Genomic DNA, 23,708 nt, shown 5'->3' on the forward strand with positions numbered 1-23,708 from the left:
CGGAATCCGCGCTGCCCTCCCATGAATTTTGTCCCGCATCCCCACCAGATCGTCGCGCGCGATGCGATCCTCGCGGCGCGGGCCAAGGGCGCGGCCGGCTTCCTGCTCGGCGACCTGACGGGCCTCGGCAAGACCTTGTCGGCCTGGCTCGCGCTTTCGGCGATGCCGGAAGAGGAGGTGCTGGTGATCTGCCCGAAGGGCGCGATCCCGCAATGGCGGCGCACAATGGCGCTGTCGGGTTTGCCGGCGAAGCGGGTGACGCTGATGAATTTCGAGAAGACGAAGTCGCTGCTCGCGCCGCCCACCGACAGCAAGAAGCGCTCGACGCGGGCCAAGAACAACGAGATCGCCAAGCACGGCAAGCCGAAGCGGACCTGGCCGCTGGTGGTGATCGACGAGGCGCACCGCATCCGCAACCCCAACTCGCAGCAGGGGCTGGTATGCCGACAAATGGCGGAGGCTGCCGATTTCACGATCTATATGAGCGCGACCGCAGGCCAGTCCCCGCATGAATTGTCCTATCTCGCGCCGCTATTGGCCAAGGCGGCGGGCATGCCATCAGCCGATCTCGACGGCTTCCGCCTGCTGATGAAGCGGCTGAAGATCGGCCGGGCGAAGGGCCGCTGGAAGAACTGGAGCTGGGAGCCGAACGAGGCCGACCGGAAGGCGATGGCCGATCTGCTCTATCGCGGCGCGAACGCCATTGGGCTGCGGCGCCGGCCGGAGGAGATCGCCGGCTGGCCGGAGGTGCAGCGCGAGCTTGCTCCCGTCGCGCTCGATACCGCCTCGCGCAAGCTCTACGACGCGACATGGCGCGAGTTCCGCAAGGAACTCGGCCTCGCCGGCGGCTCGACGCGCAAGCCTCAGGGCTGGGCGGCCGATCTGCGCTTCCGCCAGAAGGCGAGCCTGCTGCGCATCCCCGGTACCGCGGATTTCTGCGAAGACCTGCTTGGCAATGACGAGCAGGTCGCGATCTCCGTCGCCTTCCTCGAAACCAGCGCGATGCTGGCCGAGACGCTGCGCGGGCGCGGCTGGCGCACGGCCGAGATCAACGGAGGACATTCGGGCACGCAGAACGAGGAGACGCGCATCGCTTTCCAGACGGGGCAGCTCGATGCGGTGATCTTCACCGTCACCGAATCGATTTCGCTGCATCGCGGCGAGATGCCGGGCGGGGAGCGGGAGCGGGCGCTGGTGGTTCACGACATGCGCCACAGCGCGATCCAGCTCCAGCAGATCGAGGGGCGCTGCCATCGAGACGGCCAGCATGCGACGATCTTCTACGCCTATGCCGAGGACACGGTGGAGGAAGCCATCGCCGCGACCGTGATCCAGCGCATGGCTGCGATGGAGGGGCTCGCCGGGGACGATACGCGGATGCTGGAGGCGATTGCGGGAATCGTCGAGGGCAGGGCGGCCGCCTGAGCCACCCGAGGGCCGCTCAGTTGCGTGCGCGCTCGCCGAGTTCCTTGGCGCCCTCGACCGACGCACTCGTCAGCCGGACGATGCTGTTCCAGGCGTCACGCGTGTAGGCGCCCTGATGCACGACGGCGTCGTATCCGACGACCAGTATGATGATGACCAGCAGCAGGCGGAACACCGGACACTCCATGGGGTTTCCGCCGAACAACGCCCGCCCGCGCGACGCGGTTCCCGCTGCCGACAAAGCTTGCCAGAGGCGGAAGCCGTCTGATAGAACAAATAGTGAACATAAGGAAACGCCATGGCTCAGCTCACCACGATGGAGAAGCTCGAGATTCTGAGCGACGCCGCCAAATACGACGCGTCCTGCGCGTCGAGCAGCACGACGCGGCGCGATTCCCGCGACGGTCGCGGGCTGGGCTCGACGACGGGTTCCGGCATCTGCCATTCCTATGCGCCGGATGGCCGCTGCATCTCGCTGCTCAAGATCCTCCTGACCAATTTCTGCAGTTTCGACTGCGTGTTCTGCATCAACCGCTCGTCGAGCAATGTGCGCCGCGCCCGGTTCTCGGTGGAGGAGGTGGTGAAGCTCACGCTGAGCTTCTATCGACGGAATTACATCGAGGGGCTTTTCCTCTCCTCGGGCATCATCCGCTCTCCCGACTATACGATGGCCGAGCTCGTCCGCGTCGCCGAGACGTTGCGCCTGCAGAATGATTTCCGCGGCTACATCCATCTCAAGCTGATCCCCGGCGCCAGCCAGGAGCTGATCGAGCGGGCCGGGCGGTTCGCAGACCGGGTCTCCGTGAATGTCGAACTGCCCAGCGAGGCAGGTTTGGCGCGTTTTGCGCCGGAGAAGAGCGCCGTCGCCATTCGAAGCGCGATGGGCGGGCTCAAGCTGAAGATCGAGGAGGCCGCAGAGGAACGGGAGGCGAGCGCGAAGGCGCCGGCCTTTGCGCCTGCCGGGCAGAGCACCCAGATGATCGTGGGGGCCGACGGCGCGAGCGACGGGACGATCCTGAGGCGCAGCGCGCTGCTCTATGGAAGCTTTGGGCTGAAGCGGGTCTACTACTCCGCCTTCAGCCCAATCCCGGACGCCTCGCGGCAACTGCCCCTCATCGCGCCGCCGTTGATGCGCGAGCATCGGCTCTACCAGGCCGATTGGCTGACGCGCTTCTACGGCTTCGAGGCCGAGGAGATCATCGCGCAAGGGGAGATGCTCGACCTCGACATCGATCCCAAGCTCGCATGGGCCCTCAAACACCGGGCGCGCTTTCCCGTCGACGTCAACCGGGCCGACCGCGAAACGCTGCTGCGCGTTCCGGGGCTCGGAACCCGCAGCGTCGACCGCATCCTGACCTCCCGGCGCTTTCGGCGTCTGAGGCTTGAGGATGTCGGGCGGCTGACGCGTTCGCTCGCCACCATCCGCCATTTCATCGCAGCCGAGGGATGGTCTCCGGGCCGGAGCCTCGACCGTGAAGGGCTGCGGGAGCGGTTGTCGCCGCGGCCGCAGCAGCTCTCACTGTTCGCATGATCGCGGCGCGGCTTTCAGGGCCCGCCGACTTCGCAGGCTGGCGTGCCGAGGCGCGCCGGCTGGCGCAGGCGGGCGCAGCGCCCGAGGACGTGGAATGGAATTGGGGCGAAGGCGGGGGCGGCCTGTTTGGAGCCGGGGATGCGCTGGCACCGGCGCAGGCGCAGCCTTGCGATCTCACGGTGCCCAGGCGCTTCCTTGATCTGGCCGAGACGGTGATCTGCCACCGGGACGGTGGCCGCTTCGCCTTGCTCTACCGCATGCTGCTGCGCCTGCAGCAGGAGCCGGCGCTGCTCGACGACAGCGTCGATGCCGATGTCGCCCGGGCGCAGGCGATGGCGCGCTCGGTGCGGCGCGACCTTCACAAGATGACGGCTTTCGTCCGCTTCCGGGCGGTGGCCGGGGCGTGCGAGGACGGCCCTTTCGTCGCCTGGTTCGAGCCCGAGCATTTCATCCTGGCGCCCGCCGCCACCTTCTTCACCGCGCGCTTCGCGGCGATGTGCTGGTCGATCCTGACCCCGCAAGGCTCGCTTCACTGGGATGGCGAGACGCTGCTGCACGGTCCACCGGCCCGGCGAGCCGAGGTTCCCGATGACGACCGGATGGAGGATTACTGGCGCACCTACTACGCCAGCATCTTCAATCCCGCGCGTTTGAAGGTCAGGGCGATGCGGGCCGAGATGCCGATGAAGTATTGGCGGAACCTACCCGAGGCCGAACTGATTGCTCCCTTGATCGCCAGTGCGAACCGGCGGGCGGAGGAGATGGTGATGCGCACTCCGACAGAACCTCCGGAGCGACATATCAGGCAGGAGCGGCGGTCGTCTCAAGCGGATCAGCCGGCGAACGAAGCCGCGATCGCGTCATGGCAGGATGCGGCGGCAGTCGCGCAAGGCTGCACCCGCTGCGAGCTTCATTGCCATGCGACGCAGGTCGTGTTCGGGGAGGGGCCGCTCGACGCGCCGGTGATCTTCGTCGGCGAGCAGCCGGGCGATCAGGAAGACCTTGCCGGCAGGCCCTTCGTCGGGCTGGCTGGGCGGCTCTTCGATCAAGCTCTGGCCGAAGCCGGGCTCGACCGGCGGCGCGCCTATGTCACCAATGCGGTGAAGCACTTCAAATTCCAGTTGCGCGGCAAGCGCCGCATCCACGAGAAGCCGAATGTCGGCGAGATCAAGGCCTGCAAGTTCTGGCTCGATCTGGAGCGCGGCTTCGTCAAGCACGGGCTTGTCGTCGCTCTCGGGGCGACGGCCCTGCGCTCGCTCACCGGCCATGCCGGCCCTCTCGCCCAGGCGCGCGAGCGGGAGCTGGTCCTGGACGACGGCACGCCGTTGGTCGCCACCGTGCACCCGTCCTTCCTGCTGCGCCTGCCGGATGAGGAGGCGAAGCGGCGCGAATATGCCCGCTTCGTCGCCGATCTCAAGCGCGTCGGTTCGCGCGTTCCGGCGCTTCGGCTGGAGCGGGCGGCCTGAACAGCCTCAATCGGCGGGCAGCAGCTCCTTCAGCCGGAGCAGGACGATCTTCTCGACCTGGGTCAGTGCCGTCGCAAATTCCTGCTCGGGCGTGTTCTTCAACCGCTCCTCGAAAGCGGCGAGAATCTGGGCCTTGGTCGCGCCTTTCACCGCCATGATGAAGGGAATGCCGAAACGGGCCTTGTACGCCTCGTTCAACGCCGTGAAGCGGACACGCTCGTCGCTGGTGAGGCGGTCGAGCCCGGCCGAGGCCTGTTCCTGCGTCGATTCCGGCGTGATCTCGCCGGCCGCCGCGAGCTTGCCGGCAAGATCGGGATGGGCGTTGAGCAGGGCCTTCTGGCGCTCCGGCGAATGCTTGCGCATGGCGGCGACCATCGCCGCATGCAGCCCCTCGGCAGTGTCCTGCGCCGTGCCGATCCCGGCATCGTAGGCCGCGTCGGCGACCCAAGGAGAATGCTCCCAGACGCGGCCGAAGACCTCGACGAAGAGGGCCTTCGGCAGTTTCGAGGGCACATAGCCGCCGGCCGGAGGATGTGTCCTGACCCAGTGGCGGGCGATGTCGAGACGCGTCGCGACCCAGGCCTTCTCGTGGCTCTTCACATAGTCGAGGAAGCGGGTGAGCGCCGCGGCGCGGCCCGGCCTGCCGACGAGGCGGCAGTGCAGGCCGACCGACATCATCTTCGGCGCGGTCTCGCCTTCGGCATAGAGCGTGTCGAAGGTGTCCTTCAGATAGGCGAAGAACTGGTCGCCGCTGTTGAAGCCCTGCGGAGTGGCGAAGCGCATGTCGTTGGCGTCGAGCGTGTAGGGCACGGCGAGTTGCGGGCCCTGCGGTCCCGCAAGCCAGTAGGGCAGTTCGTCGGCATAGACATCCGCCGTGTAGAGGAAGCCGCCTTCCTCCATCGTCAGCGGTATCGTGTTCTGCGAGGTGCGGCCCTGATAGCAGCCGAGCGGGCGCTCGCCGGTGAGCTCGGTCTGGATGCGGATAGCTTCGAGGATGTCTGCGCGCTCGCGCTCCCTCGGCACATCGCGGTAGTCGATCCATTTCAGGCCGTGGGTCGCAATCTCCCAGCCGGCCTCCTGCATCGAGCCGACGATCTCGGGATAGCGGGCGAGCGCGCTGGCCACGGCGAAGACCGTAACGGGCAGGTTCCGCTCAGTGAACATCCGCCAGAGCCGCCAGTAACCGGCGCGGGAGCCGTATTCGTAGATCGACTCCATGTTCATGTGGCGCTGGCCGGGCCAAGCCGCTGCGCCGACGATTTCGGAGAGGAACGCTTCCGAAGCGGCGTCGCCATGCAGAATGTTGTTCTCGCCGCCTTCCTCGTAGTTGATGACGAACTGGACGGCGATGCGCGCCTCGCCCGGCCAGTGCGGGTGCGGCGGGGTGCGGCCATAGCCCTTGAGGTCGCGCGGATAGGCGGTGGTGGTCATGTGCGGCTGCCCACAATTCGATTCAGACGATGATGCTAGATCACTCTATTTGATGCGGAAACTCTCCGTCATTCCGGGGCATCGCGCAGCGATGAGCCCGGAACCCAGAAACGATACCCTCTCAAGCAAAGCTGTTTCGGCCGACGCGCTTGCCGTGCAAACGCATCGTTTCTGGGTTCCGGGCTCGGGCCTTCGGCCCGCCCCGGAATGACGGCGGAGGGTTGGTAAACTCAACTTCCCCGGTAGGTGGTATAGCCATAGGGCGAGGCGAGGAGCGGGACGTGATAATGCCGCGTCACCTCCGAGATGCCGAAGCGCACGGTGACGACATCGAGGAAGGCGGGCTCAGCCATCGTGACGCCGCGCTCGCGGAAATAAGGACCGATCGCGAAGTCGATCTCGTAGATGCCGGGCCGGGTCGCTTCGGGCGTGAGCAGTGGCGCGTCCGTGCGGCCATCGGCATTGGTGAGCGTCTCGACGAGCGTCTCACTGCCTTCCGGGCTAACGCGGCGCAGCGAAATCGCGACCCCGGCGGCGGGCTGTCCGCCATGGGTGTCGAGGATATGCGTCGTCAGCCCAGCCATGTCGCGGTTCCCGTCGGTTCGCGTGTCGAGGCCAGCAACTTGCATGCCGGCTTGCCTCAACCGTAATTTGCCGGAAGGCCAATTCCAACGGCGCGTCGCGCCGGCCCGGCCGAATCGAGGATGGTGACCGCCGATGATGGAAGCCTATCTGATGGAATGGGGCGGCATGATGCTGCGCTGGCTCCATGTCATCACGGCGATCGCCTGGATCGGCGCCTCCTTCTTCTTCATTCATCTCGACGCCTCGCTGAAGCCGGCCGATGACATTCCGCCCGGCACCGGCGGGCGCGCCTGGCAGGTGCATGGCGGTGGCTTCTACGAGATGCGGAAATACATGGTCGCGCCGGCCGTGATGCCGGCCGAGCTGACCTGGCATAAATGGCAGAGCTACTGGACCTGGATTTCGGGCTTCTTCCTGCTGGTCTGGGTCTATTACGCGCAGTCGGAGCTCTATCTGATCGACCCGGCGGTGATGCAGCTTTCGCCCTTTGCGGCCGGCGCCATCGGCATCGCGGCGCTGGTCGCGGGCTGGCTGATCTACGACCTGCTATGCAAGTCCCCGCTCGGCAAGCACGACGTCCTGCTCGGGCTCGTCGGCTTCGGCTATGTGGTGGCGGCGAGCTGGGCCTTCGCCAGCGTCTTTTCGGGGCGCGGCGCGCTGATCCATACCGGCGCGCTGATGGCGACGATCATGACCGCCAACGTCTTCTTCAACATCATGCCGGGGCAGCGGAAGGTGATCGCGGCGCTGACGGCCGGCGAGAAACCCGATCCGAAATACGGCAAGGCCGCCAAGCAGCGCTCGACGCACAACAACTACATCACCCTGCCGGTGCTGTTCCTGATGCTGTCGAACCACTATCCGGTGACCTACGCCAACTCGACTGCGATCCCGCTGCTGGTGGCGCTGGTGATCGTGGCCGGCGCGCTGATCCGGCATTTCTTCAACGTCCGCCACGCCAACCACGCGAAATCGCCCTGGTGGTGCTGGGCGGTGGCGATCCTGGCGCTGTGGCTCGCCTTCTGGGTGGCGATGTCGTCCTCGCCGGGCGGGCGCGAGCAGCTCGGCCTCAAGCCGCGCGAGGCGGGCAAGCCCTTCCTGCTGGCGGGCATGACGCTGCCGCCGGTGGAGGTCTCCAACATCGTCGCCGGGCGTTGCGCCATGTGTCATGCGCCCGAGCCGTCCTGGCCCGGTATCCAGATCGCGCCGAAAGGCGTGCTGCTGCACGAGCCGGAGCAGATCGCCGCCCATGCCCGCGCCATCCGCATGCAGGCGGTGATGACGCACGCCATGCCGCCGAACAACCTCTCCGGCATGACACCGGCGGAGCGCAAGGTGCTGGCCGGCTGGCTCGCCGCCGGGCGCTAGCACAGGGAGTTCGCAAGGAACCGCGCGTCATCCCGGGCTTGACCCGGGATCCATCGCGGAACGCCGAGCCCTCCGATGGATCCCGGATTTGCGCCGCTTCGCAGCTTGTCCGGGATGACGCTGCGGCTCCATCACACATCGGCGCGCAGGCGCATCCCCTTTGGTCTTTCTTCAGCTTGTCCTCAGCCGTGCTCACGGATGCGTGATCGCGTTCAGATTCGGTTCAGGTGCGCCGCAGCATCGTCAGTCCACTGACAGGGCTGAAGACAGGATCCCAGAACGGGACCGTTCGTGCCGAGGACCGTGGGGGTCCAGTTGAGACGTTTGGATGCAAGGGGCGCCGGCTACCTGCTGGCGGCCGCGGGTTTCGTCGTGGCATGGGTGGTCCTGTGCTGGCCCTGGCTTTCGGGTTCGGTGACGATTCCGTTCGATGCGAAGGCGCATTTCCAGGCACAGGTCCAGTTCCTTGCGAACGCGCTCCATTCCGGCCAATCGCCGTTCTGGAACCACAACGTCTTCGGCGGCTCGCCGCAGATCGCCGATCCGCAATCGCTGATCTTCTCGCCCGCGATCCTCCTGGCGCTGCTCTCGCCTTCACCGAGCTTCCGCGAGGTCGACGCCTATATATTGGCGCATCTCCTGGCCGGCGGACTGGCGCTCATCGTGTTCTTCCGCGATCGCAACTGGCATCCGGCGGGCGGGCTGATGGCGGCGCTGGTCTTCGCCTTCGGCGCCTCAGCCGCCTGGCGGGTGCAGCATGTCGGGCAGATCGCCAGCCTCGCCTTCTTCGCCATCGCCTTCTGGCTGACGGCGCGCATGCTGCAGCGGTCGTCGATACTTTCCGGCGTCTTCGCCGGGCTTGCCGCCGGGCTGATGGTGCTCGAGCCCGATCAGGTCGCGTTGCTCGGCGGCTATGTGCTTTTCGGCATGGTCGTGGCGCATTGGCTTTCGGGCGGCTGGCCCGCTTTCCGCACCAGCCTGCTGCCGATCGCCGCCGCCAGCGTCGCGGGGCTCGCCGTCATCGCCTTGCCGCTGATCTGGACCTGGCTCTTCGCCGAGGCGACGACCCGGCCCGAGATCGACCTGACCGAAGCCGGGCGCGGCTCGCTGCATCCGGTCTCGCTGCTGACCGCCTTCATCGGCGACCTGTTCGGCGCCAAGGACCCGAATGTCGAGTTCTGGGGCCCGTACAACAATCCGCAATGGGCCAAGGAGCTCTTCCTGTCGCAGAATATGGGGCAGGTCTATTTCGGCGCACTGCCGCTGCTGCTGCTGCTGGCGCCGGGGCTGACGCGTGGCTGGCTCTGGGACAAGGCGGTGCGGCCGCTGACGCTGATGTTCGCCTTCATGGTGCTGTTCGCGCTCGGGCGCTACACGCCGCTGTTCCAGTTCGCCTATGATTATCTGCCGGGCATCAAGGTGTTCCGCCGGCCGGCCGATGCGACCTTCCTGATCGGTGGGCTGGCGGCGGTGCTGTCGGGCTATGTGCTGCATCGCATCCTGACGGCCGAGGCGGGCACCTCGTTCCGGCGCGATCTCCTCATCGGTGCCGGGCTCGTTCTCGCAAGCTTGGCGGTTGCGCTTCTGGTGTCGCGCGGCGAGGGGCATCTCGGCGATGCCTGGAAGCCCGTGGCGCTGGCGATCGGCTGGTTCGCGGTCGCGGGCGGCGCCTTCTTCATGCTGCAGCGCTGGCGCGGCGCGCTCGGCACGGCCGCGGCCGCTATCCTCGTCACGGGCGTGGTGGCAGCCGACCTCGGCGTCAACAACGGCCCCAACGAATCCACGGCCCTGTCGCCGCAGCTCTACGACGTGCTGCAGCCGGGCACGAAGAACGAGACCATCGCGCTGCTGAAGCATCTGACGGCGCAAACGGCCGATTCACCGCGTCGCGACCGGGTCGAGCTGCTCGGCCTGGGCTTCGAATGGCCGAATGCCGGCATGGTCCACGGCTTCGACCACACGCTGGGCTACAACCCCCTGCGGCTGGAGGATTTCTCCGAAGCGGTGGGCACGCGCGACGGCATCGCCTCGCCGTCAGAGCGCAAGTTCACGCCGCTCTTCCCGTCCTATCATTGCCGGCTCGCGAACCTGCTGGGCCTCCGCTACATCGCCTCGCCGGTCCCGATCGACCAGGTGGACCATGCGCTGCGCGGCGGCGATCTCAACCTGATCGCCCGGACGAAGGAAGGCTATGTCTACGAGAACCCGCATGCGCTGCCGCGCGTGCAGTTCGTCGGCGGCTGGCAGTTCGCCGATTTCGAGAGCATGAAGCTCTCGGGCCGCTGGCCGGAGACCGATCCGCAGCAGGCCGTGCTGCTCGATGTCGAGCCGCCGGTCGTGGCGGCGGAAGGGCCGGTCGCGGTGCAGGCCGATGTGAAGCTGACGCGGTATCGCAATGCCGAGGTCGAGATCGAGGTGACGACGCCTTCAGCCGGCTTCGTGGTGCTCAACGACATTTGGCACCCCTGGTGGAAGGCCGAGGTCGACGGCGTCGAGACGGAGATCCTAAAGGCGAACGTGTTGTTCCGCGCCGTGCAGGTTCCGGCCGGCACGCACAAGGTGCGCTTCAGCTTCCAGCCGCTGTCGGGCGCGCTTGCCGAGCTCAAGGCGCGCATTGAGCCGCAGGAGCCGGAGGATAATCTCCCGCTGCCGCCGATGCATGACGAGCCTCAGATCGTCACCGCGCCGGGCGAGGGGCCGATGCTGGCCGGTCCGTCTCAGAGCGTGCGCAATTCGCTCGGCCTCGCCCCGGCGCAGAATACGCCGGCGCGGAGCGGGACGGCTGCTGCTCACATCCCGAGCGACATCACGGCACAATGAAAAAGCCGCGGCCTACGCCGCGGCTTGATCGTACCTGCCCGAAAGAGGCCTGCTCAGGCGACGCCGAGCTTCTTCTGCAGGCTCGACGAGGAGGTCGTGTACTGGAAGGTCAGCCGCTTCTCCGGATAGACGTAGCGGTGGACCTTCTGAGAGCAGAGTGCGGCCTCGTGGAAGCCGGAGAGGATGAGCTTCAGCTTGCCCGGATAGCTGTTGATGTCGCCGACGGCGAAGATGCCGGGCACGTTCGTCTCGAACTTCTCGGTGTCGACTGGGATCAGGTTCTCGTGCAGGTTCAGGCCCCAGTCGGCGATCGGGCCGAGCTTCATCGTCAGCCCGAAGAAGGGCAGCATCGTATCGCAGGCGATCTCGAAGGTTTCGTTGTCGGTGCCGCGGCAGATGGCAGCTTCGAGCTTGCCGTCCGCGCCCTTCAGGCCGGTGACCTGGCCGAGCTTCATGTCCATCTTGCCCTCGGCGACGAGGCTGCGCATCTGTTCGACCGAGTGCGGCGCGGCGCGGAAATCGTCGCGGCGATGCATCAGCGTGACGCGGTTGGCTATGGGCTGGAGGTTGAGCGTCCAGTCGAGGGCGGAATCGCCGCCGCCGACGATCAGGATGTTGCGGCCGCGGAAGGTTTCCATCTTGCGCACGGCGTAGAAGACGGAGCCGTTCTCATAGGTCTCGATGGCGGGGATCGGCGGCTTCTTCGGCAGGAAGGACCCGCCGCCCGCGGCGATGATCACCGTCTTGGTGTCGAAGACCGTGCCGGCATCGGTGACGACGCGAAAGCGCGGCGCCGCGGCGGTGCCTGTCGACTCCAGCGTCTCGATCATCTGGTTGAGGTGGAAGGTCGGCCCGAACGGCTTGATCTGCTCGAGCAGATTGTCGACCAGCGCCTGGCCCGTCACCATCGGGAAGCCCGGAATGTCGTAGATCGGCTTCTCCGGATAGAGCTCCGCGCACTGCCCGCCGACCTTGGGCAGGATGTCGACGAGATGCGCGCGGATGTCGAGCAGGCCGAGTTCGAAGACGGTGAAGAGGCCGCACGGACCGGCGCCGATGATGACGACGTCGGTGGTGATGACCTCATTCTCGTTGGCGGCAGCCGTTTCGCTCATGATCTACCTTCGATCCGGTCCAAACTGTCCGATTTAACGAACCTGGTGACGGTGAGGAGATGAGCCCTCGATGGCCGGATGACAAGTGCAAAAACGCGGATCAGGCCCCCGTATCGGCGCTGAGGCTGGCTGCCGCGATGCCCGTGCAGGCGGCCGCTTCGTCATTGTCGGAGGTGTCGCCGGAGATGCCGATGGCGCCGAGAACCGCTCCTTCGGGCGAGCGGATCAGTACGCCGCCGGGTACCGGCACGAGCGAGCCGCCGACGGCGTGCGTCGCCGCCTCGACGAAGTAGGGCCGGTCCAGCGCCATCTTGTGCAGCGCGCGTGAGCCGATACCCAGCGCGATCACGCCATGAGCCTTGCCGAGCGCGATCTCGCCGCGCTTCAGGCTGGTTCCGTCCTGGGCTGCGAAGACCTTCTGGGCGCCGCGCGAGTCCAGGATCGCGATGGCGAGCGGCTTGAAGCCATTGGCTTCGCCGTGGGCGAGGGCTGCCTGGAGGATGGTCTGGGCCTGGGCGAGGGTCAGCATGGGGAACTCCCGTTTCGATACGGCGTTCTTGCCAGTCGCCGGGCGGGCAGGGAAGAGCCCTCTCGCCGGGCTGTCGCGCGCGACCGTCTCTCTAGAAACGTCGGCTGCTTGCGTGCGACGCCACGACAGGGCTTGATAGTCACCCGAGACAAGGAGGGCATACCATGGGTTTGTTCAGTTTCATCAAGGAAGCCGGCGCCAAGATCTTCGGATCGGGCGCGGCGAAGGCGGCCACCGCCGATGACCTGCAGAAGGAACTGGCGGGGCACGGCCTGCCATCCGACGTCAATATCCAGATCGACGGCGACAAGGTGAAGGTGTCCGGCAAGGCCGTTTCGACGGAAGAGGCGGAGAAGATCATCCTTGCGCTCGGCAACACCACCGGCGTCGCGCAGGTCGAATCCGACCTCGCCGTCAACAAGGAGGCGCCGGCCGCCGTGTTCTACACGGTGAAGAAGGGTGACACGCTCTGGAAGATCGCCGAGGAGCATTACGGCAAGGGCCAGGGCGCGAAATATACCGAGATCGTCAAGGCCAACACGCCGCCGGTGAAGAACCCCGACCTGATCCAGCCCGGCTGGGTCCTGCGCATCCCGCCGAAGGCTTGAGGATTTCGCATCGGCGCAGCCGCGGGCCGGTCCCGCGGCTGTTTTCATTTGTTCGGTTTCCCGGAGCGCCTCGCGCTGGCCATGGCCGTCGCGCCGCCTTATCTGGGCGGTACGACGAGTCTGCGCGAAAGAGCTGCCCATGATCGTGAACGACCTCGACATCGACGACATCAAGGCGGGCCTGAGCGACGGCTCGATCCTGCTCGTCGATGTCCGTGAGCCGTATGAATTCGCCGCCGGCCATATCCCCGGCTCGGTCTCGCGGCCGCTCTCGCAGTTCGACCCGGCGGATCTGCCGAATGAGCCGGGCAAGCGACTCGTGCTGTCCTGCGCCGCCGGAGTGCGCTCACGGCGGGCGCTGGAATTCGCGCAATCGGCCGGTCTAGACATCGACAGCCATTATGCCGGCGGCTTCAAGGACTGGCTGATGCATGGCGAGCCGGTCGTGCAGGATTGACGGCGCATGCCGCGCTCTCCCGAGATTTCGCCTACCAGGGATCGGACCATGTTGACCCGAGCGTTCTTCTTCGGCGCTGCCTGCGCCGCCGCCGCCCTTCTTGCCGCGCCGAATGCCACCCTGGCCCAGCCGGCCGCGACCGTCCCGGCCGGCAGCGCGAGCAAGGCGGGGGACGAGGATCTCCAGGCCGCGATCACCAAGTCGAACGCCTATACGGCGCTGATGAACCGCACGCTGCGCGCGATCCAGTCCTGGCAGCGCTATGCGAGCTGGGTCGACATGAAGAAGGGTCCGACCGGCAAGGAGCGCTACATCACCTACGGGCTCTACAGCCTTTATGACGTGGCGGGCGAGATCAAGAAGGCGGAGGAAGCGATGGCGCGCGAGCCGAAGCTGCCGGCGATCGACGCCACCGTCGGGAACTACATCAAGGCCTATCAGGAGCTGGCGCCGTCGATCACCCGGGCCGAGCGCTATTACGACCGCAAGGACTATCGCGACGACAACCTCGCGGAGGGGCAGAGGCTGCACGCGCTGATGGTGCCGGCCGCCAAGACCTTCCTGGAGGAGCGGGCCAAGCTCGATGCGCTGATGCGCGTCTACAAGAAGGGGCTGGACCAGCGCGAGCTTGCCTCGGTCGAGCAGCGGGAAGGGCGCTCGGCGCGCTGGCAGGTGCGCAACATCATGATCAATGCGCGCGCCGTGATGGATCTGATGCCGAGCAACGAGAGCCCGGTCGTCGACCTGAAGGTCTTCAATGCCGCCATCGCCGACTATGCCGGCGCGGTGCGCGAGATGGACGCGTTCAAGGACAAGAACCCGTCCGGCGTGCCCTTCATCGAGAGCCAGGCGAGCTCCTGGCTCGGCAAGCTGCGCGACTTCAGCGACAAGCTGGCCAAGAGCAAGGGCGATGTCCGGCGTGGCGCCGCGAGCGACGCGAACTGGATCGTCAACAACTATAACACCATGGTCTCGCTCTCGGAGACGGCAATCCGGACCGCGCGCTGAGAGTAATGCGCTGAACGCAGCCCCCGCGCCACGTGCCGGGGGCTGACGTAGCGCCGTTTCTGTTCCAGTCTTTCATCAGACCAAGGGTCTGTACGCACTATGGACGTTGCTCTGACGCTGGGCATTTTGGTCGGCGGCCAGGAGCGTGGACGCCGCAAACCGCCCGGTTTGCAAGGCCGCGCGACGCCGCAGCCGACCAAAAGGCCCGCGCCCCTTCGGGGTCGGGCGAAAACGGCCGATGGCTGCGTCGGTCCCTTGCCCGATGCCTGAGGCATCGGGCGCCTCCTGGGCGTCGGCCGTTTTGGCCCGATCAGAACAGCGTCCATAGTGCGTACAGACCCTAACTGAGGATATGCCTCATGCGTCCCATGAAATTCGGTTTCGGCCAGCCTGTGCGGCGGGTCGAGGATCAACGCCTGACGACCGGCACGGGCCGGTATACCGACGACATCGCCTCGGAAGGGGCTCTGCACGCCTTCGTGCTGCGCTCTCCCTATGCCCATGCCCGCTTCACGATCGGCGACACCGGGACCGCCCGCCAATTGAAGGGCGTGAAGCTGATCCTGACCGGCAAGGACGTGGCCGATTATGGCGACCTGCCCTGCAAGGGGGTGATCAAGACCACCTCCGGCGAGATGGTGAAGCCGCTGCCGGTCCCGGTCCTGCCGACCGACACCGTGCGACATGTCGGCGAGGCCGTGGCCTTCATCGTCGCCGAGACGCTGGCGCAGGCGCGCGACGCGGCCGAAGCGATCGAGATCGACTGGGGCCCGCTGCCGGCTGTGACCGGCATCGCAGAGGCCTTGGCCGAGGACGCGCCGCAGGTCTGGGCGGACCGGCCGGGCAACGTCGCCTTCGAAGCCGAGCAGGGCGACCGCGAGAAGACCGAGCAGGCCTTCGCCAAGGCGGCGCGCACGGTCTCATTGACCGTCGTCAACAACCGCCTCGCCTCCAACTACATGGAGACGCGCGCCTGCATCGCCGAATACGACAAGGCCGAGAAGCGCTGGACCCTGACGCTGGGCAGCCAGGGCAGCCATGGCATGCGCGACCTGATCGCGAACTATGTGCTGAAGGTCGATCCCAAGCGCATCCGCGTGGTGACGCCCGATGTCGGCGGCGGCTTCGGCACCAAGATCTTCCTCTACCGCGAATATCCGCTGGCGATGATCGCGGCCGAGAAGCTGAAGCGCCCGGTGCGCTGGGTCTCCGACCGCAACGAGCATTTCCTCGCGGACACGCATGGCCGGGCCAATCTCGCCAAGGCGACGATGGCGCTCGACGCGAAGGGCAGGTTCATCGGCCTCAAGGTCGATCTCTCGGCCGAGATGGGCGCCTATCTCTCGCAATATGGGCCTTTCATTCCCTGGGTCGGCACGACGATGACGCCGGGCTGCTACAGCATCCCGGCCGTGCACGTGCTGTTCCGCGGCGTGCTGACCAACACGACACCGGTCGACGCCTATCGCGGCGCGGGGCGCCCGGAGGCGGCCTATCTGATCGAACGGCTGGTCGATGCCATCGCGCGCGAGACCGGCAAGACGCCGGAAGCGGTGAGGATCCAGAACTTCGTCAAGCCTACAGAGATGCCGCACAAGACGCAGACCGGGCCGGTCTACGATTCCGGCGAGTTCGAGGGCCATATGCGCCGCGCCATGGACGTGGCCGACTGGAAGGGCTTCAAGGCGCGCCACAAGGCCTCGGCCAAGGCCGGCAGGATCCGCGGCATCGGCTTGGCCTGCTATATCGAGGCCTGCGGCGGCGGCGGGCCGGAAAGCTCGACCGTGATCCTCGAGAAGGACGGCACGGTCACCGTGCTGATCGGCACGCAGTCGAACGGGCAGGGGCATGAGACGGCCTACTCCCAGCTCGTCTCGCAGCATCTCGACATCCCGATGGACCGCATTCGTGTGATCCAGGGCGACACCGATCGCGTCGAGACGGGCTCCGGCACAGGCGGTTCGCGCTCTATCCCCGTCGGCGGCGCGGCGCTCAACAAGGCGACCGAAATCCTGACCGACAACCTCAAGCAGCTCGCCTCGGAGAAGCTGGAGGCGGCGGTCGGCGATCTCGAACTCGTCGATGGCGCGGTCAGGATCGTCGGCACCGACAAGGCGCTCGACCTCGCGGCCATCGCCGCGCTGCCGGGCGCGTCTCCAGCCCTGCTCAAGGTGCACCAGAGCTGGCAGCCGCCGGAGGCGACCTATCCGAACGGCACGCATGTCTGCGAACTGGAGATCGATCCGGGCACCGGGGCGACCGAGATCCTAAACTATGTCGTGGTCGACGATTTCGGCGTGACGCTGAACCCGCTGATGCTGCAGGGACAGGTGCATGGCGGCGCAGCGCAGGGCATCGGCCAGGCGCTGATGGAGGAAATCCGGTTCGATCCCGATGGGCAGATGCTGACCGCGACCTTCATGGATTACGCCCTGCCGCGCGCGATCGACATCCCGAACTTCCATTTCGAGACGCGCAATGTCCGCTGCGTCACCAACGCCATCGGCGTGAAGGGCGCGGGCGAGGCGGGGGCGATCGGTGCCTGCCCAGCGGTGATGAACGCGATGGTCGATGCGCTCGATCGCGCTGCCGGCATCAAGGCCATGGACATGCCGGCGACGCCGCTCAAGGTCTTCAACGCGCTCAAGGAAGCGGGCTATCCGCTTTGATGCAAGGGCGGGTTTGCGCAGGTGCAAATCCGTTCACGCAAAAGCGACTGGCTTACGTCGCGATCATCGTTTGATCTGGAAGAGTTCAAAACGGCGTCGTCCGGCGCCGGCTTGCCTCAAAGGGGATAGGGATGATCCGCACTGCTTTAGTGCTCGCCGGCCTTGCGCTCGGCCTCTCCGCCGTGACGGCGCAGTCGAACCCGATCGCGGAGCGCCAGCAGGCGATGAAGGCGATCGGCGCCGCGACGCGCGAAGGCGCGGCCATTGCGAAGGGAGACGTTCCCTTCGACGCTGCCAAGGCGCAGGCCGTCTTCAAGACCTATGCCGACGCGGCGAAGAAAGTGCCGGGGCTGTTCCCCGACAATTCCAAGACCGGCGAGACCACGGCTTCGCCGAAGATCTGGGAGGATCAGGCCGGGTTCAAGGCGGCCTTTGCCAAGTTCGAGGCCGACGCCGCGGCGGGCGCCGCCGTCACCAGCCTCGACGGTTTTCGCCCGGCCTTCGGTGCGGCGACGAAGAATTGCGGCACCTGCCACGAGGCTTATCGCGTCAAGAAATAGGCCGACCCGGCCACTTGTGACGTGCACCGAAGCGGGCGCCAGTGATGGCCGCCCGCTTTTTCGTGACCGAGGCAGCCTTGGCTGCTCCCTCGCAGTCATGCTCGGGCTTGACCCGAGCATCTCGGAAACCAGCGCCTTGTCGTCATGAGATTCCCGGGTCTGCGCTTCGCTTCGCCCGAGAATGACGCCTTTTGCCGGGCGGCAGCGTGGTTCTATGGAAGATCGTCACGATCAGTTTGGAATTGCTGCGTTTTGAGGGTTGCCGATGAGACGCCGGCCCGTCCAATCTGGCGGACGTGCCTTGTGGAGATGCCGATGCTGTTGCTGCGCCGCCTGTTCGTGACCCTCGTCGTGTTCGTGGCGCTGGCCTTCGCCGGCTTCTACGTCCTGACCGATCCGCGAGTGGTCTCGCCCTCGCCGGAGGTCGGCGCGCTGCCGGCGGCGGATATCGAGAACGGCAAGCTGCTGTTCGCGGCGGGAGGTTGCGCCTCGTGCCATGCGACGCCGGGGCAGGACGACAAGCTCCGGCTCGGCGGTGGGCTCGCGCTCGCCTCGCCCTTCGGCACCTTCCATGCGCCGAATATCTCGCCGCATACGCGCGACGGCATCGGCAATTGGGGTGTGCAGGACTTCGTCGATGCGATGGCGGCCGGCGTCTCGCCGAAGGGGCAGCATCTCTACCCAGCCTTCCCCTACACCTCCTACCGGCTGATGCCGCCGCGGGCGCTGGCCGATCTCTTCGCCTATATCCGCACCCTGCCGCCGGTCGAGGGCCGGGCGGCGGCGCATGACCTGCCGTTCCCGTTCAACATCCGCCGTCTGGTCGGCGGCTGGAAGCTGCTGTTCTTCGAAGGGGCGTCCTTCCGTCCGGACCCGGCGAAGAGCGAGGCGTGGAATCGCGGCGCCTATCTCGTCAACGGCCCCGGCCATTGCGCCGAATGCCACTCGGCTCGCAACGCGCTCGGCGCGATCATCCCGGCGACCCGCTTCGCTGGCGGCCCCGATCCTGAAGGTAAGGGCTGGGTGCCGAATATTACGCAGTCCGAAAACGGCCTCGCCAAATGGTCGAAGGAAGAGATCGCGGAGCTGCTGAAGACCGGCTTCACGCCGAGCTTCGACAATGTCGGCGGCACGATGGCGGCAGTGGTGCGCAACATCGCGCAACTCCCCGACGCCGACCGAATGGCAATGGCGGAATACCTGAAATCGCTGCCGCCGGTTGAAGGGCCGGCACGGCCGCAGGCGAAGTGAGGAGAGCCCGGCTGGAACAACCCCCGGGCGCAGAGGCCGCTATCGGTGAAAAGAAGCATTCGCCCTATCATCGGAGGATGCGCTTCAAGGCCTTAATGCTCGACGTCGACGGAGTCGTAATCGTGCATCCCGATCCCCGCGGCTGGTCGGCGCATCTCGAACGCGACCTCGACCTGTCAAGCGAGCTGTTGCATGCGGCTTTCTTCCAGCCGCACTGGCAAGACATCATTCTGGGACGCGCCGATCTGCGAGCGCGTCTCGAACCGGTACTTGCCGAGATCGCGCCGCATCTCAGCGCGGAGACATTAACGCGATACTGGTTCGAAAACGATGCTCACCTCAATCATAGCCTGCTTGCGCAACTTGACCCGATCAGGTCAGCCGGAGTGAAGCTTCACCTCGCCACGGTGCAGGAGCATCAACGAGCCCGGCACATCTGGCACGGGCTGGAGCTGAAGCGCAGCTTCGACGATATGCACTACGCGGCAGAGCTTGGTTGCGCCAAACCCGATGAGCGCTTCTTTCGCGCGGTAGAAGCAAAAAGCGGCTTTTCTCCTTCGGATATATTCTTCATCGACGATAAGCAGGCCAACGTCGATGCAGCACATGCGAGGGGGTGGAGTGCGGCTTTGTGGAATGGGACGCGATCGGTTACTGCCTTGATGGAACAGGCGGCCGATTGCGGTCCGTCTACTCCATCACCGCCGCCTTGAGATGCAGCCCATCAAGGCGTGGCCGGGTTCGTTGCCGACGCAGCGGACGACGTGGCGGCGGTCGCAGCGTTTTGCCGACCTTGGCGCGCTGGACGATGTTGCTGACCTCGACCTCGAATTCTCCTGCGGTGACCGAGAGCGCTTCGATCGAGCGCCGTCGCGAGAGTGGCAAAGCTAGCTTTGGCGAACGCCGCTGGTCGCAGTCGTATGCCACCTTTGCGCATGGCGCTCCCTATTTTGAGTGCCTCGCATCGACTTATCCTTTCTCCTGGCTCGGACTAGACTTACCCCGTCGGGCCAAATCTTCGGGAGGGTGAATAGTGGCTGGAAAGGAAGATGTTCACCTTCTTTGCGCATCCAATACCCGGTATATCATGCCGCTCACCGTGATGTTGACGTCAGTAGTATGCAACTACAAATCAGATCGGCCCTTGCATATCCATGTTCTGACCTCCGATATCGAGGCTGCTGCGCAGATTGAGCTAGAGCGGGTGATCGGCGAGATGGCGCGCGAGAAGGTCGAGATCACCTTCCACTGGTCGCCCGTCGATCTCTCTTCTTTCGAGGCGTTTTTCTCGCAAGGGGATCTGAAGTACATCTCGCCAGACGCCTATTCGCGACTGCTGGCCCCCCATGTCCTGCCGGCCGACTGCGAGCAGGTCATTTATCTCGACTGCGATCTCGTCGTCCTGGCGGACCTCGCTTCGCTCAGCGATGCAGCGAACCCTGAATTCGCGATTTCGGCTGTATCGAACGTTTGGTATCCCTACGTATCCTCGAAGCTGGATGCGCCACCGGCATTGGATACGTCGTCGACATCGGAATCCGATCCTGTTGTGTTCAACTATGCCGAGCTCGGCATCCCGCCATCAAACCGCTATTTTCAAAGCGGTGTACTCGTCATTAATCTGAAGCTCTGGCGAGAACGTAACGTGTCGGAGCGCGTGTTTCATTATCTCGCCGAGCACAAGGACCGCGTTCAGTTTCTCGATCAAGGCGCGCTCAACGCAGTCCTCTTCGATGACTGGTTCCGCCTTGATCAGCGCTGGAACCAGGTGTCCACCTCCCTGCTTCCGGAGCGATGGGTTGCGCCAGCCTACAGCCGTGCCGAATGGGTCTCTTCCAGGAACAGCCCTTTCATCGTGCACTATGACGGCAAGTACAAACCATGGAATGCTGACTACAAAAAACCGCGCTCCTCATTTTTCGTCAGATACCTGAAGATGACGCCATACTGGCGCAGGGTTGATATTTCGCCTTTTGCGAAGCTTGAAAGCGTGATCGGCTATCGAGCCTTCTACGCGCTGTGGCGTCTCAAGAGGGCGGCAGTCGGCTTGCTGCAGACGGCTTTGCGGCCTGCCTGACAAATCTGTGTCCGGCGGGCGCGAGGCTCTCGTTGCATGGCCGAGGGCCTGCGTCGGCCTTTCGCGCCCGGCTGGTCGAGGCCTGCTTCAACGTTGTCGCGGTCTATCTGGCGGGGGGCGTTCGCGTCGCCGGCTGATCGAGAGGAGGAGCAAATCCCGCGCCCGGCGGCTCGCAGCGCTCCGTTGCCCCTCGAATATAAAACGCCCGCGCGATGCGCGGGCGGGAAGATGCGTGCATGGGAGCGGAGCGTCTGCCTACTCCATCACCGCCGCCTTGAGGATGCAGACCATCAGGGCGTGGCCGGGTTCGTTGCCGACGCAGCGGACGACGTGGCGGCGGTCGCAGCGGTAGCGCAGCGTCTCGCCGGCCTTGGCGCGCTGGACGATGTCGCCGACCTCGACCTCGAACTCGCCGGCGGTGACCGAGAGCGACTCGATCGAGCCACGCTGATGCCCCTCGGAGTCGAGCTCCCCGCCGGGCTCGGACGAGACCTCGTACCATTGCAGCCATTCGACCGTCTTGATCCAGCCGACGATCGCGAGCCTGAGCTTGCCGTCCTCGGAAACGAGGATCGGCGTGTCGGCTCGTGTGGTCTTGTCGATGAAGGGCTCTTCCTCGCCGCTGGAGAGCACGCGCTCGATCGAGATGTCGAGCGCCTGCGAGAGCCGCCAGATCGTCGCCAGCGTCGGGTTGGTCTCGTTGCGCTCGATCTGACTGATGATCGACTTGGCGACGCCGGACTGCTCGGCGAGATCGGAGAGCGAGAAATTATAGGCCTTGCGCAGGCGCTGGATCGTCTTGCCGAGCTGGCCCGAGATCACCTGAGCTCCGGACTCAAGCTCCCGCCCGCCGCGCTCTTTCGTCTCGATTCCCATGCATCCGGCCCCGTTTCGACTGATGTGTCGTTTGTAACGGCGGACGATCGTTTGAACAAGCGAACAATGCCCATGCGGGCGTCAGGTTATGCGGCTGGGGCCGACCTCGCGCTGCTCGCGCCGTGCGAGGCCGAGCTGGCGTTCGCGCAGGATCACATAGATGCCGGAGGTGATGACGATGAAGGCGCCGATCAGGATCGTCATCGGTGGCCATTCGCCGAACCAGAACCAGCCGATCGCCACGGCCCAGAGCATCGTCGAGTACTCGAACGGCGCGATCAGCGAGGCATCGCCGTAGCGATAGGCCTGCACGATCAGGATCTGGCCGAGCCCGCCGAGGATGCCAATGACGACCATCAGCAGGGCGTCCTGGAGATCGGGGATGTTCCAGCCGAGCAGGATGGTCGAGAAGCCGAGCAGGCTGGTCAGCAGCATGAAGTAGAAGACGATGGCGCCGGTGCGCTCGGTCTGGGTCAGGAGCCGGACCTCGACCGAGGCGAAGGCCGAGCAGAAGGCGCCGGCGAGGCCGAGCGCGGCGCCGATGGCCGAGCCCGTGCCCATCGGATGGGCGCCGGCGCCGAGATGTGGCGAGAGCATGATCAGCACGCCGACGAAACCGATCGCCACCGCGCTCCAGCGATAGATGCGGACCCGTTCCTTGAGGACGAGCGCGGCGAGCATGACGACGGCGAGCGGCGCGGCGTAACCGATCGCCACCGCTTCCGACAAGGGCAGGAACTGCAGCGCCGCGAAGCCGCAGAACATGCCGGTCGAGCCCATGATGCCGCGCTTGAGGTGGCCGCGCAGATTGCTCGTCTTCAGCGCCGCCGGCAGCTCGGAGCGCCAGGCCAGCCAGATGAGCAGGGGGATCATCGCGAAGAAGGAGCGGATGAAGACGATCTCACCCGTCGGATAGCGCGTCGAGATCGACTTGATCGCCGCCGACATCAGGGTGAAGGCCAGTGCCGAAACCAGCTTGAGGGTGATGCCGAGAAAAGGGGACAACGGAACGGTGCGCCAGGGGAGCAGGAACGGTTTCGAGCGAAACCGTTCCTGTGCTTAGACCATGTCCAGGCAGGGCGGCGAAGCGTGAACTCTGCAACCCCGCCAAGCCCGCGGCGCGCGGCTCAGAACGTGCCGCGGAAAGAGCCCCCGTCGATCAGGAAATTCTGGCCGGTAATGTAGCCGGCATGGTCGCTGGCGAGGAAGGCGCAGAGCTTGCCGAATTCGTTCGGCGTGCCGAGGCGGCCGGCCGGGACCGCGGCGAGCCGCTTCTTCGTGGCCTCCTCGATGCTGATGCCCTGCATTTCGGCGACCTTGGTGGTCGCGGTCTTGATCCGGTCGGTGTCGAACACGCCGGGCAGGATGTTGTTGATGGTGACGTTGGCATGCGCGACCTCGCGGGCCACGCCGGAGAGAAAGGCGGTCAGGCCCGCGCGGGCGGCGGAGGAAACGTCGAGGCCGGTCAGCGGCGTCACCACGCTCGCGGAGGTGATGTTGACGATGCGGCCGAAGCGGCGCTCGATCATGCCGTCGATGACGCGCTGAACCAGCTCCAGCGGCGTCGCCATGTTCTGCACGACGCCTTCCAGCAGTCCGTCGCGCGTCACGTCGCGGAAGGGCTTGGGCGGCGGGCCGCCATTGTTGTTGACGAGGATGTCGGGGTTGGGCGCGGCGGCGAGCAGGGCGTCCTGTCCGGCGCGGGTCGAGACATCGGCGACGACGGCGATGATCGTCGCGCCGGTCGCGGCGCGGATGGCGCTTGCGGTGGCCTCGAGGGTCGTGGCGTTGCGGCCGTTGATCACGACGGTGCAGCCGGCTTCCGCCAGGGCTTCGGCGCAGCCGCGGCCGAGCCCCTTGCTGGAGGCGCAGACGATGGCCGTACGGCCGGCGATTCCGAGATCCATTGCGTTCTCCGATGAGCAGGGAGGC

At 65.9% G+C, this 23,708-nt stretch carries 21 protein-coding genes; 13 read left to right on the top strand and 8 right to left on the bottom strand.

From position 1 onward, the window contains the following. Positions 1 to 21 precede the first annotated feature (21 nt). Positions 22 to 1,425 carry an SNF2-related protein gene (locus AC2FAN_RS18055; protein ID WP_485175800.1) on the top strand — a complete coding sequence of 468 codons (1,404 nt, stop codon included), beginning with the start codon at positions 22 to 24 and terminating at the stop codon, positions 1,423 to 1,425. 16 nt (positions 1,426 to 1,441) lie between these two features. Here AC2FAN_RS18055 and AC2FAN_RS18060 read toward each other — a convergent pair whose 3' ends face one another. Further along, complete coding sequence (locus AC2FAN_RS18060) at positions 1,442 to 1,600, bottom strand: hypothetical protein (RefSeq protein WP_265054050.1); 159 nt, start codon at positions 1,598 to 1,600, stop codon at positions 1,442 to 1,444. Between the two features lie 123 nt (positions 1,601 to 1,723). Between AC2FAN_RS18060 and AC2FAN_RS18065 the strand changes: the two genes are divergently transcribed. Together AC2FAN_RS18065 and AC2FAN_RS18070 are read left to right on the top strand one after the other, a co-directional pair. After that, entirely contained in the window at positions 1,724 to 2,956 is a 1,233-nt protein-coding gene (locus AC2FAN_RS18065; RefSeq protein ID WP_485175801.1) for a putative DNA modification/repair radical SAM protein, read from the top strand. Continuing rightward, complete coding sequence (locus tag AC2FAN_RS18070; RefSeq protein ID WP_485175802.1) at positions 2,953 to 4,422, top strand: UdgX family uracil-DNA binding protein; 1,470 nt, start codon at positions 2,953 to 2,955, stop codon at positions 4,420 to 4,422. The genes AC2FAN_RS18065 and AC2FAN_RS18070 overlap by 4 nt, the downstream gene beginning before the upstream one ends. Positions 4,423 to 4,428: 6 nt before the next feature. Here AC2FAN_RS18070 and puuE read toward each other — a convergent pair whose 3' ends face one another. Then, on the bottom strand, positions 4,429 to 5,853 hold the full coding sequence (gene puuE / locus AC2FAN_RS18075) for an allantoinase PuuE (RefSeq protein WP_485175803.1): 1,425 nt from the start codon (positions 5,851 to 5,853) through the stop codon (positions 4,429 to 4,431). 230 nt (positions 5,854 to 6,083) lie between these two features. Then, positions 6,084 to 6,437, bottom strand: coding sequence for a hydroxyisourate hydrolase (gene uraH / locus AC2FAN_RS18080; protein ID WP_485175804.1), 354 nt, complete (start codon positions 6,435 to 6,437; stop codon positions 6,084 to 6,086). A gap of 136 nt (positions 6,438 to 6,573) precedes the next feature. Between uraH and AC2FAN_RS18085 the strand changes: the two genes are divergently transcribed. Both AC2FAN_RS18085 and AC2FAN_RS18090 read left to right on the top strand, forming a co-directional pair. Beyond that, positions 6,574 to 7,806 (top strand): urate hydroxylase PuuD, encoded by a 1,233-nt coding sequence (locus AC2FAN_RS18085; RefSeq protein ID WP_485175937.1) that lies wholly within the window; start codon positions 6,574 to 6,576, stop codon positions 7,804 to 7,806. 315 nt (positions 7,807 to 8,121) lie between these two features. Then, the gene (locus tag AC2FAN_RS18090) at positions 8,122 to 10,626 is read left to right on the top strand and encodes a hypothetical protein (RefSeq protein ID WP_485175805.1); all 2,505 of its coding nucleotides are present in this window, start codon (positions 8,122 to 8,124) and stop codon (positions 10,624 to 10,626) included. A 53-nt stretch (positions 10,627 to 10,679) separates the two neighbouring features. Here the strand turns inward: AC2FAN_RS18090 and AC2FAN_RS18095 are convergent, their stop codons facing one another. After that, positions 10,680 to 11,741 (bottom strand): NAD(P)/FAD-dependent oxidoreductase, encoded by a 1,062-nt coding sequence (locus AC2FAN_RS18095; RefSeq protein ID WP_485175806.1) that lies wholly within the window; start codon positions 11,739 to 11,741, stop codon positions 10,680 to 10,682. A gap of 100 nt (positions 11,742 to 11,841) precedes the next feature. After that, positions 11,842 to 12,270 carry a GlcG/HbpS family heme-binding protein gene (locus AC2FAN_RS18100; protein WP_485175807.1) on the bottom strand — a complete coding sequence of 143 codons (429 nt, stop codon included), beginning with the start codon at positions 12,268 to 12,270 and terminating at the stop codon, positions 11,842 to 11,844. Positions 12,271 to 12,434: 164 nt separating this feature from the next. Between AC2FAN_RS18100 and lysM the strand changes: the two genes are divergently transcribed. From lysM to AC2FAN_RS18140, 8 genes are all read left to right on the top strand, one after another. Further along, positions 12,435 to 12,878 (top strand): peptidoglycan-binding protein LysM, encoded by a 444-nt coding sequence (lysM, locus tag AC2FAN_RS18105; protein ID WP_265054042.1) that lies wholly within the window; start codon positions 12,435 to 12,437, stop codon positions 12,876 to 12,878. Positions 12,879 to 13,017: 139 nt separating this feature from the next. Then, entirely contained in the window at positions 13,018 to 13,335 is a 318-nt protein-coding gene (locus tag AC2FAN_RS18110) for a rhodanese-like domain-containing protein (protein WP_265054041.1), read from the top strand. A 48-nt stretch (positions 13,336 to 13,383) separates the two neighbouring features. Beyond that, positions 13,384 to 14,343 (top strand): YiiG family protein, encoded by a 960-nt coding sequence (locus AC2FAN_RS18115; protein ID WP_485175808.1) that lies wholly within the window; start codon positions 13,384 to 13,386, stop codon positions 14,341 to 14,343. Positions 14,344 to 14,702: 359 nt separating this feature from the next. Further along, positions 14,703 to 17,012 (top strand): xanthine dehydrogenase family protein molybdopterin-binding subunit, encoded by a 2,310-nt coding sequence (locus tag AC2FAN_RS18120; protein ID WP_265054039.1) that lies wholly within the window; start codon positions 14,703 to 14,705, stop codon positions 17,010 to 17,012. A gap of 131 nt (positions 17,013 to 17,143) precedes the next feature. Further along, entirely contained in the window at positions 17,144 to 17,572 is a 429-nt protein-coding gene (locus tag AC2FAN_RS18125) for a c-type cytochrome (RefSeq protein WP_485175809.1), read from the top strand. Between the two features lie 321 nt (positions 17,573 to 17,893). Continuing rightward, complete coding sequence (locus AC2FAN_RS18130; protein ID WP_485175938.1) at positions 17,894 to 18,823, top strand: c-type cytochrome; 930 nt, start codon at positions 17,894 to 17,896, stop codon at positions 18,821 to 18,823. Positions 18,824 to 18,918: 95 nt separating this feature from the next. Further along, positions 18,919 to 19,536: an HAD-IA family hydrolase gene (locus AC2FAN_RS18135; protein ID WP_485175810.1), complete on the top strand. Its 618-nt coding sequence runs from the start codon at positions 18,919 to 18,921 to the stop codon at positions 19,534 to 19,536. A 320-nt stretch (positions 19,537 to 19,856) separates the two neighbouring features. Beyond that, complete coding sequence (locus tag AC2FAN_RS18140) at positions 19,857 to 20,900, top strand: glycosyltransferase family 8 protein (protein WP_485175811.1); 1,044 nt, start codon at positions 19,857 to 19,859, stop codon at positions 20,898 to 20,900. Between the two features lie 255 nt (positions 20,901 to 21,155). On the opposite strand, the gene AC2FAN_RS18145 is transcribed toward AC2FAN_RS18140, so the two are convergent. The 3 genes from AC2FAN_RS18145 to AC2FAN_RS18155 all read right to left on the bottom strand — a co-directional run bounded on the left by AC2FAN_RS18145 (position 21,156) and on the right by AC2FAN_RS18155 (position 23,683). Further along, positions 21,156 to 21,776, bottom strand: a complete 621-nt coding sequence (locus tag AC2FAN_RS18145) for a helix-turn-helix domain-containing protein (protein ID WP_265054034.1) — start codon at positions 21,774 to 21,776, stop codon at positions 21,156 to 21,158. A gap of 81 nt (positions 21,777 to 21,857) precedes the next feature. Next, positions 21,858 to 22,781 (bottom strand): DMT family transporter, encoded by a 924-nt coding sequence (locus AC2FAN_RS18150; protein WP_265054033.1) that lies wholly within the window; start codon positions 22,779 to 22,781, stop codon positions 21,858 to 21,860. A 122-nt stretch (positions 22,782 to 22,903) separates the two neighbouring features. Further along, on the bottom strand, positions 22,904 to 23,683 hold the full coding sequence (locus AC2FAN_RS18155; RefSeq protein WP_265054032.1) for an SDR family oxidoreductase: 780 nt from the start codon (positions 23,681 to 23,683) through the stop codon (positions 22,904 to 22,906). Positions 23,684 to 23,708 lie beyond the last annotated feature (25 nt).

This window comes from Allobosea sp. RIT-PG3_2 (assembly GCF_057321085.1).

Bases quoted from the DNA above. Each gene is read 5' to 3' on its own strand.
- AC2FAN_RS18055 (WP_485175800.1), top strand. From the start codon at position 22: ATGAATTTTGTCCCGCATCCCCACCAGATCGTCGCGCGCGATGCGATC.
- AC2FAN_RS18065 (WP_485175801.1), top strand. From the start codon at position 1,724: ATGGCTCAGCTCACCACGATGGAGAAGCTCGAGATTCTGAGCGACGCC.
- AC2FAN_RS18070 (WP_485175802.1), top strand. From the start codon at position 2,953: ATGATCGCGGCGCGGCTTTCAGGGCCCGCCGACTTCGCAGGCTGGCGT.
- puuE (WP_485175803.1), bottom strand. From the start codon at position 5,853: ATGACCACCACCGCCTATCCGCGCGACCTCAAGGGCTATGGCCGCACC.
- uraH (WP_485175804.1), bottom strand. From the start codon at position 6,437: ATGGCTGGGCTGACGACGCATATCCTCGACACCCATGGCGGACAGCCC.
- AC2FAN_RS18085 (WP_485175937.1), top strand. From the start codon at position 6,574: ATGGAAGCCTATCTGATGGAATGGGGCGGCATGATGCTGCGCTGGCTC.
- AC2FAN_RS18095 (WP_485175806.1), bottom strand. From the start codon at position 11,741: ATGAGCGAAACGGCTGCCGCCAACGAGAATGAGGTCATCACCACCGAC.
- AC2FAN_RS18100 (WP_485175807.1), bottom strand. From the start codon at position 12,270: ATGCTGACCCTCGCCCAGGCCCAGACCATCCTCCAGGCAGCCCTCGCC.
- lysM (WP_265054042.1), top strand. From the start codon at position 12,435: ATGGGTTTGTTCAGTTTCATCAAGGAAGCCGGCGCCAAGATCTTCGGA.
- AC2FAN_RS18110 (WP_265054041.1), top strand. From the start codon at position 13,018: ATGATCGTGAACGACCTCGACATCGACGACATCAAGGCGGGCCTGAGC.
- AC2FAN_RS18115 (WP_485175808.1), top strand. From the start codon at position 13,384: ATGTTGACCCGAGCGTTCTTCTTCGGCGCTGCCTGCGCCGCCGCCGCC.
- AC2FAN_RS18120 (WP_265054039.1), top strand. From the start codon at position 14,703: ATGCGTCCCATGAAATTCGGTTTCGGCCAGCCTGTGCGGCGGGTCGAG.
- AC2FAN_RS18125 (WP_485175809.1), top strand. From the start codon at position 17,144: ATGATCCGCACTGCTTTAGTGCTCGCCGGCCTTGCGCTCGGCCTCTCC.
- AC2FAN_RS18135 (WP_485175810.1), top strand. From the start codon at position 18,919: ATGCTCGACGTCGACGGAGTCGTAATCGTGCATCCCGATCCCCGCGGC.
- AC2FAN_RS18145 (WP_265054034.1), bottom strand. From the start codon at position 21,776: ATGGGAATCGAGACGAAAGAGCGCGGCGGGCGGGAGCTTGAGTCCGGA.
- AC2FAN_RS18155 (WP_265054032.1), bottom strand. From the start codon at position 23,683: ATGGATCTCGGAATCGCCGGCCGTACGGCCATCGTCTGCGCCTCCAGC.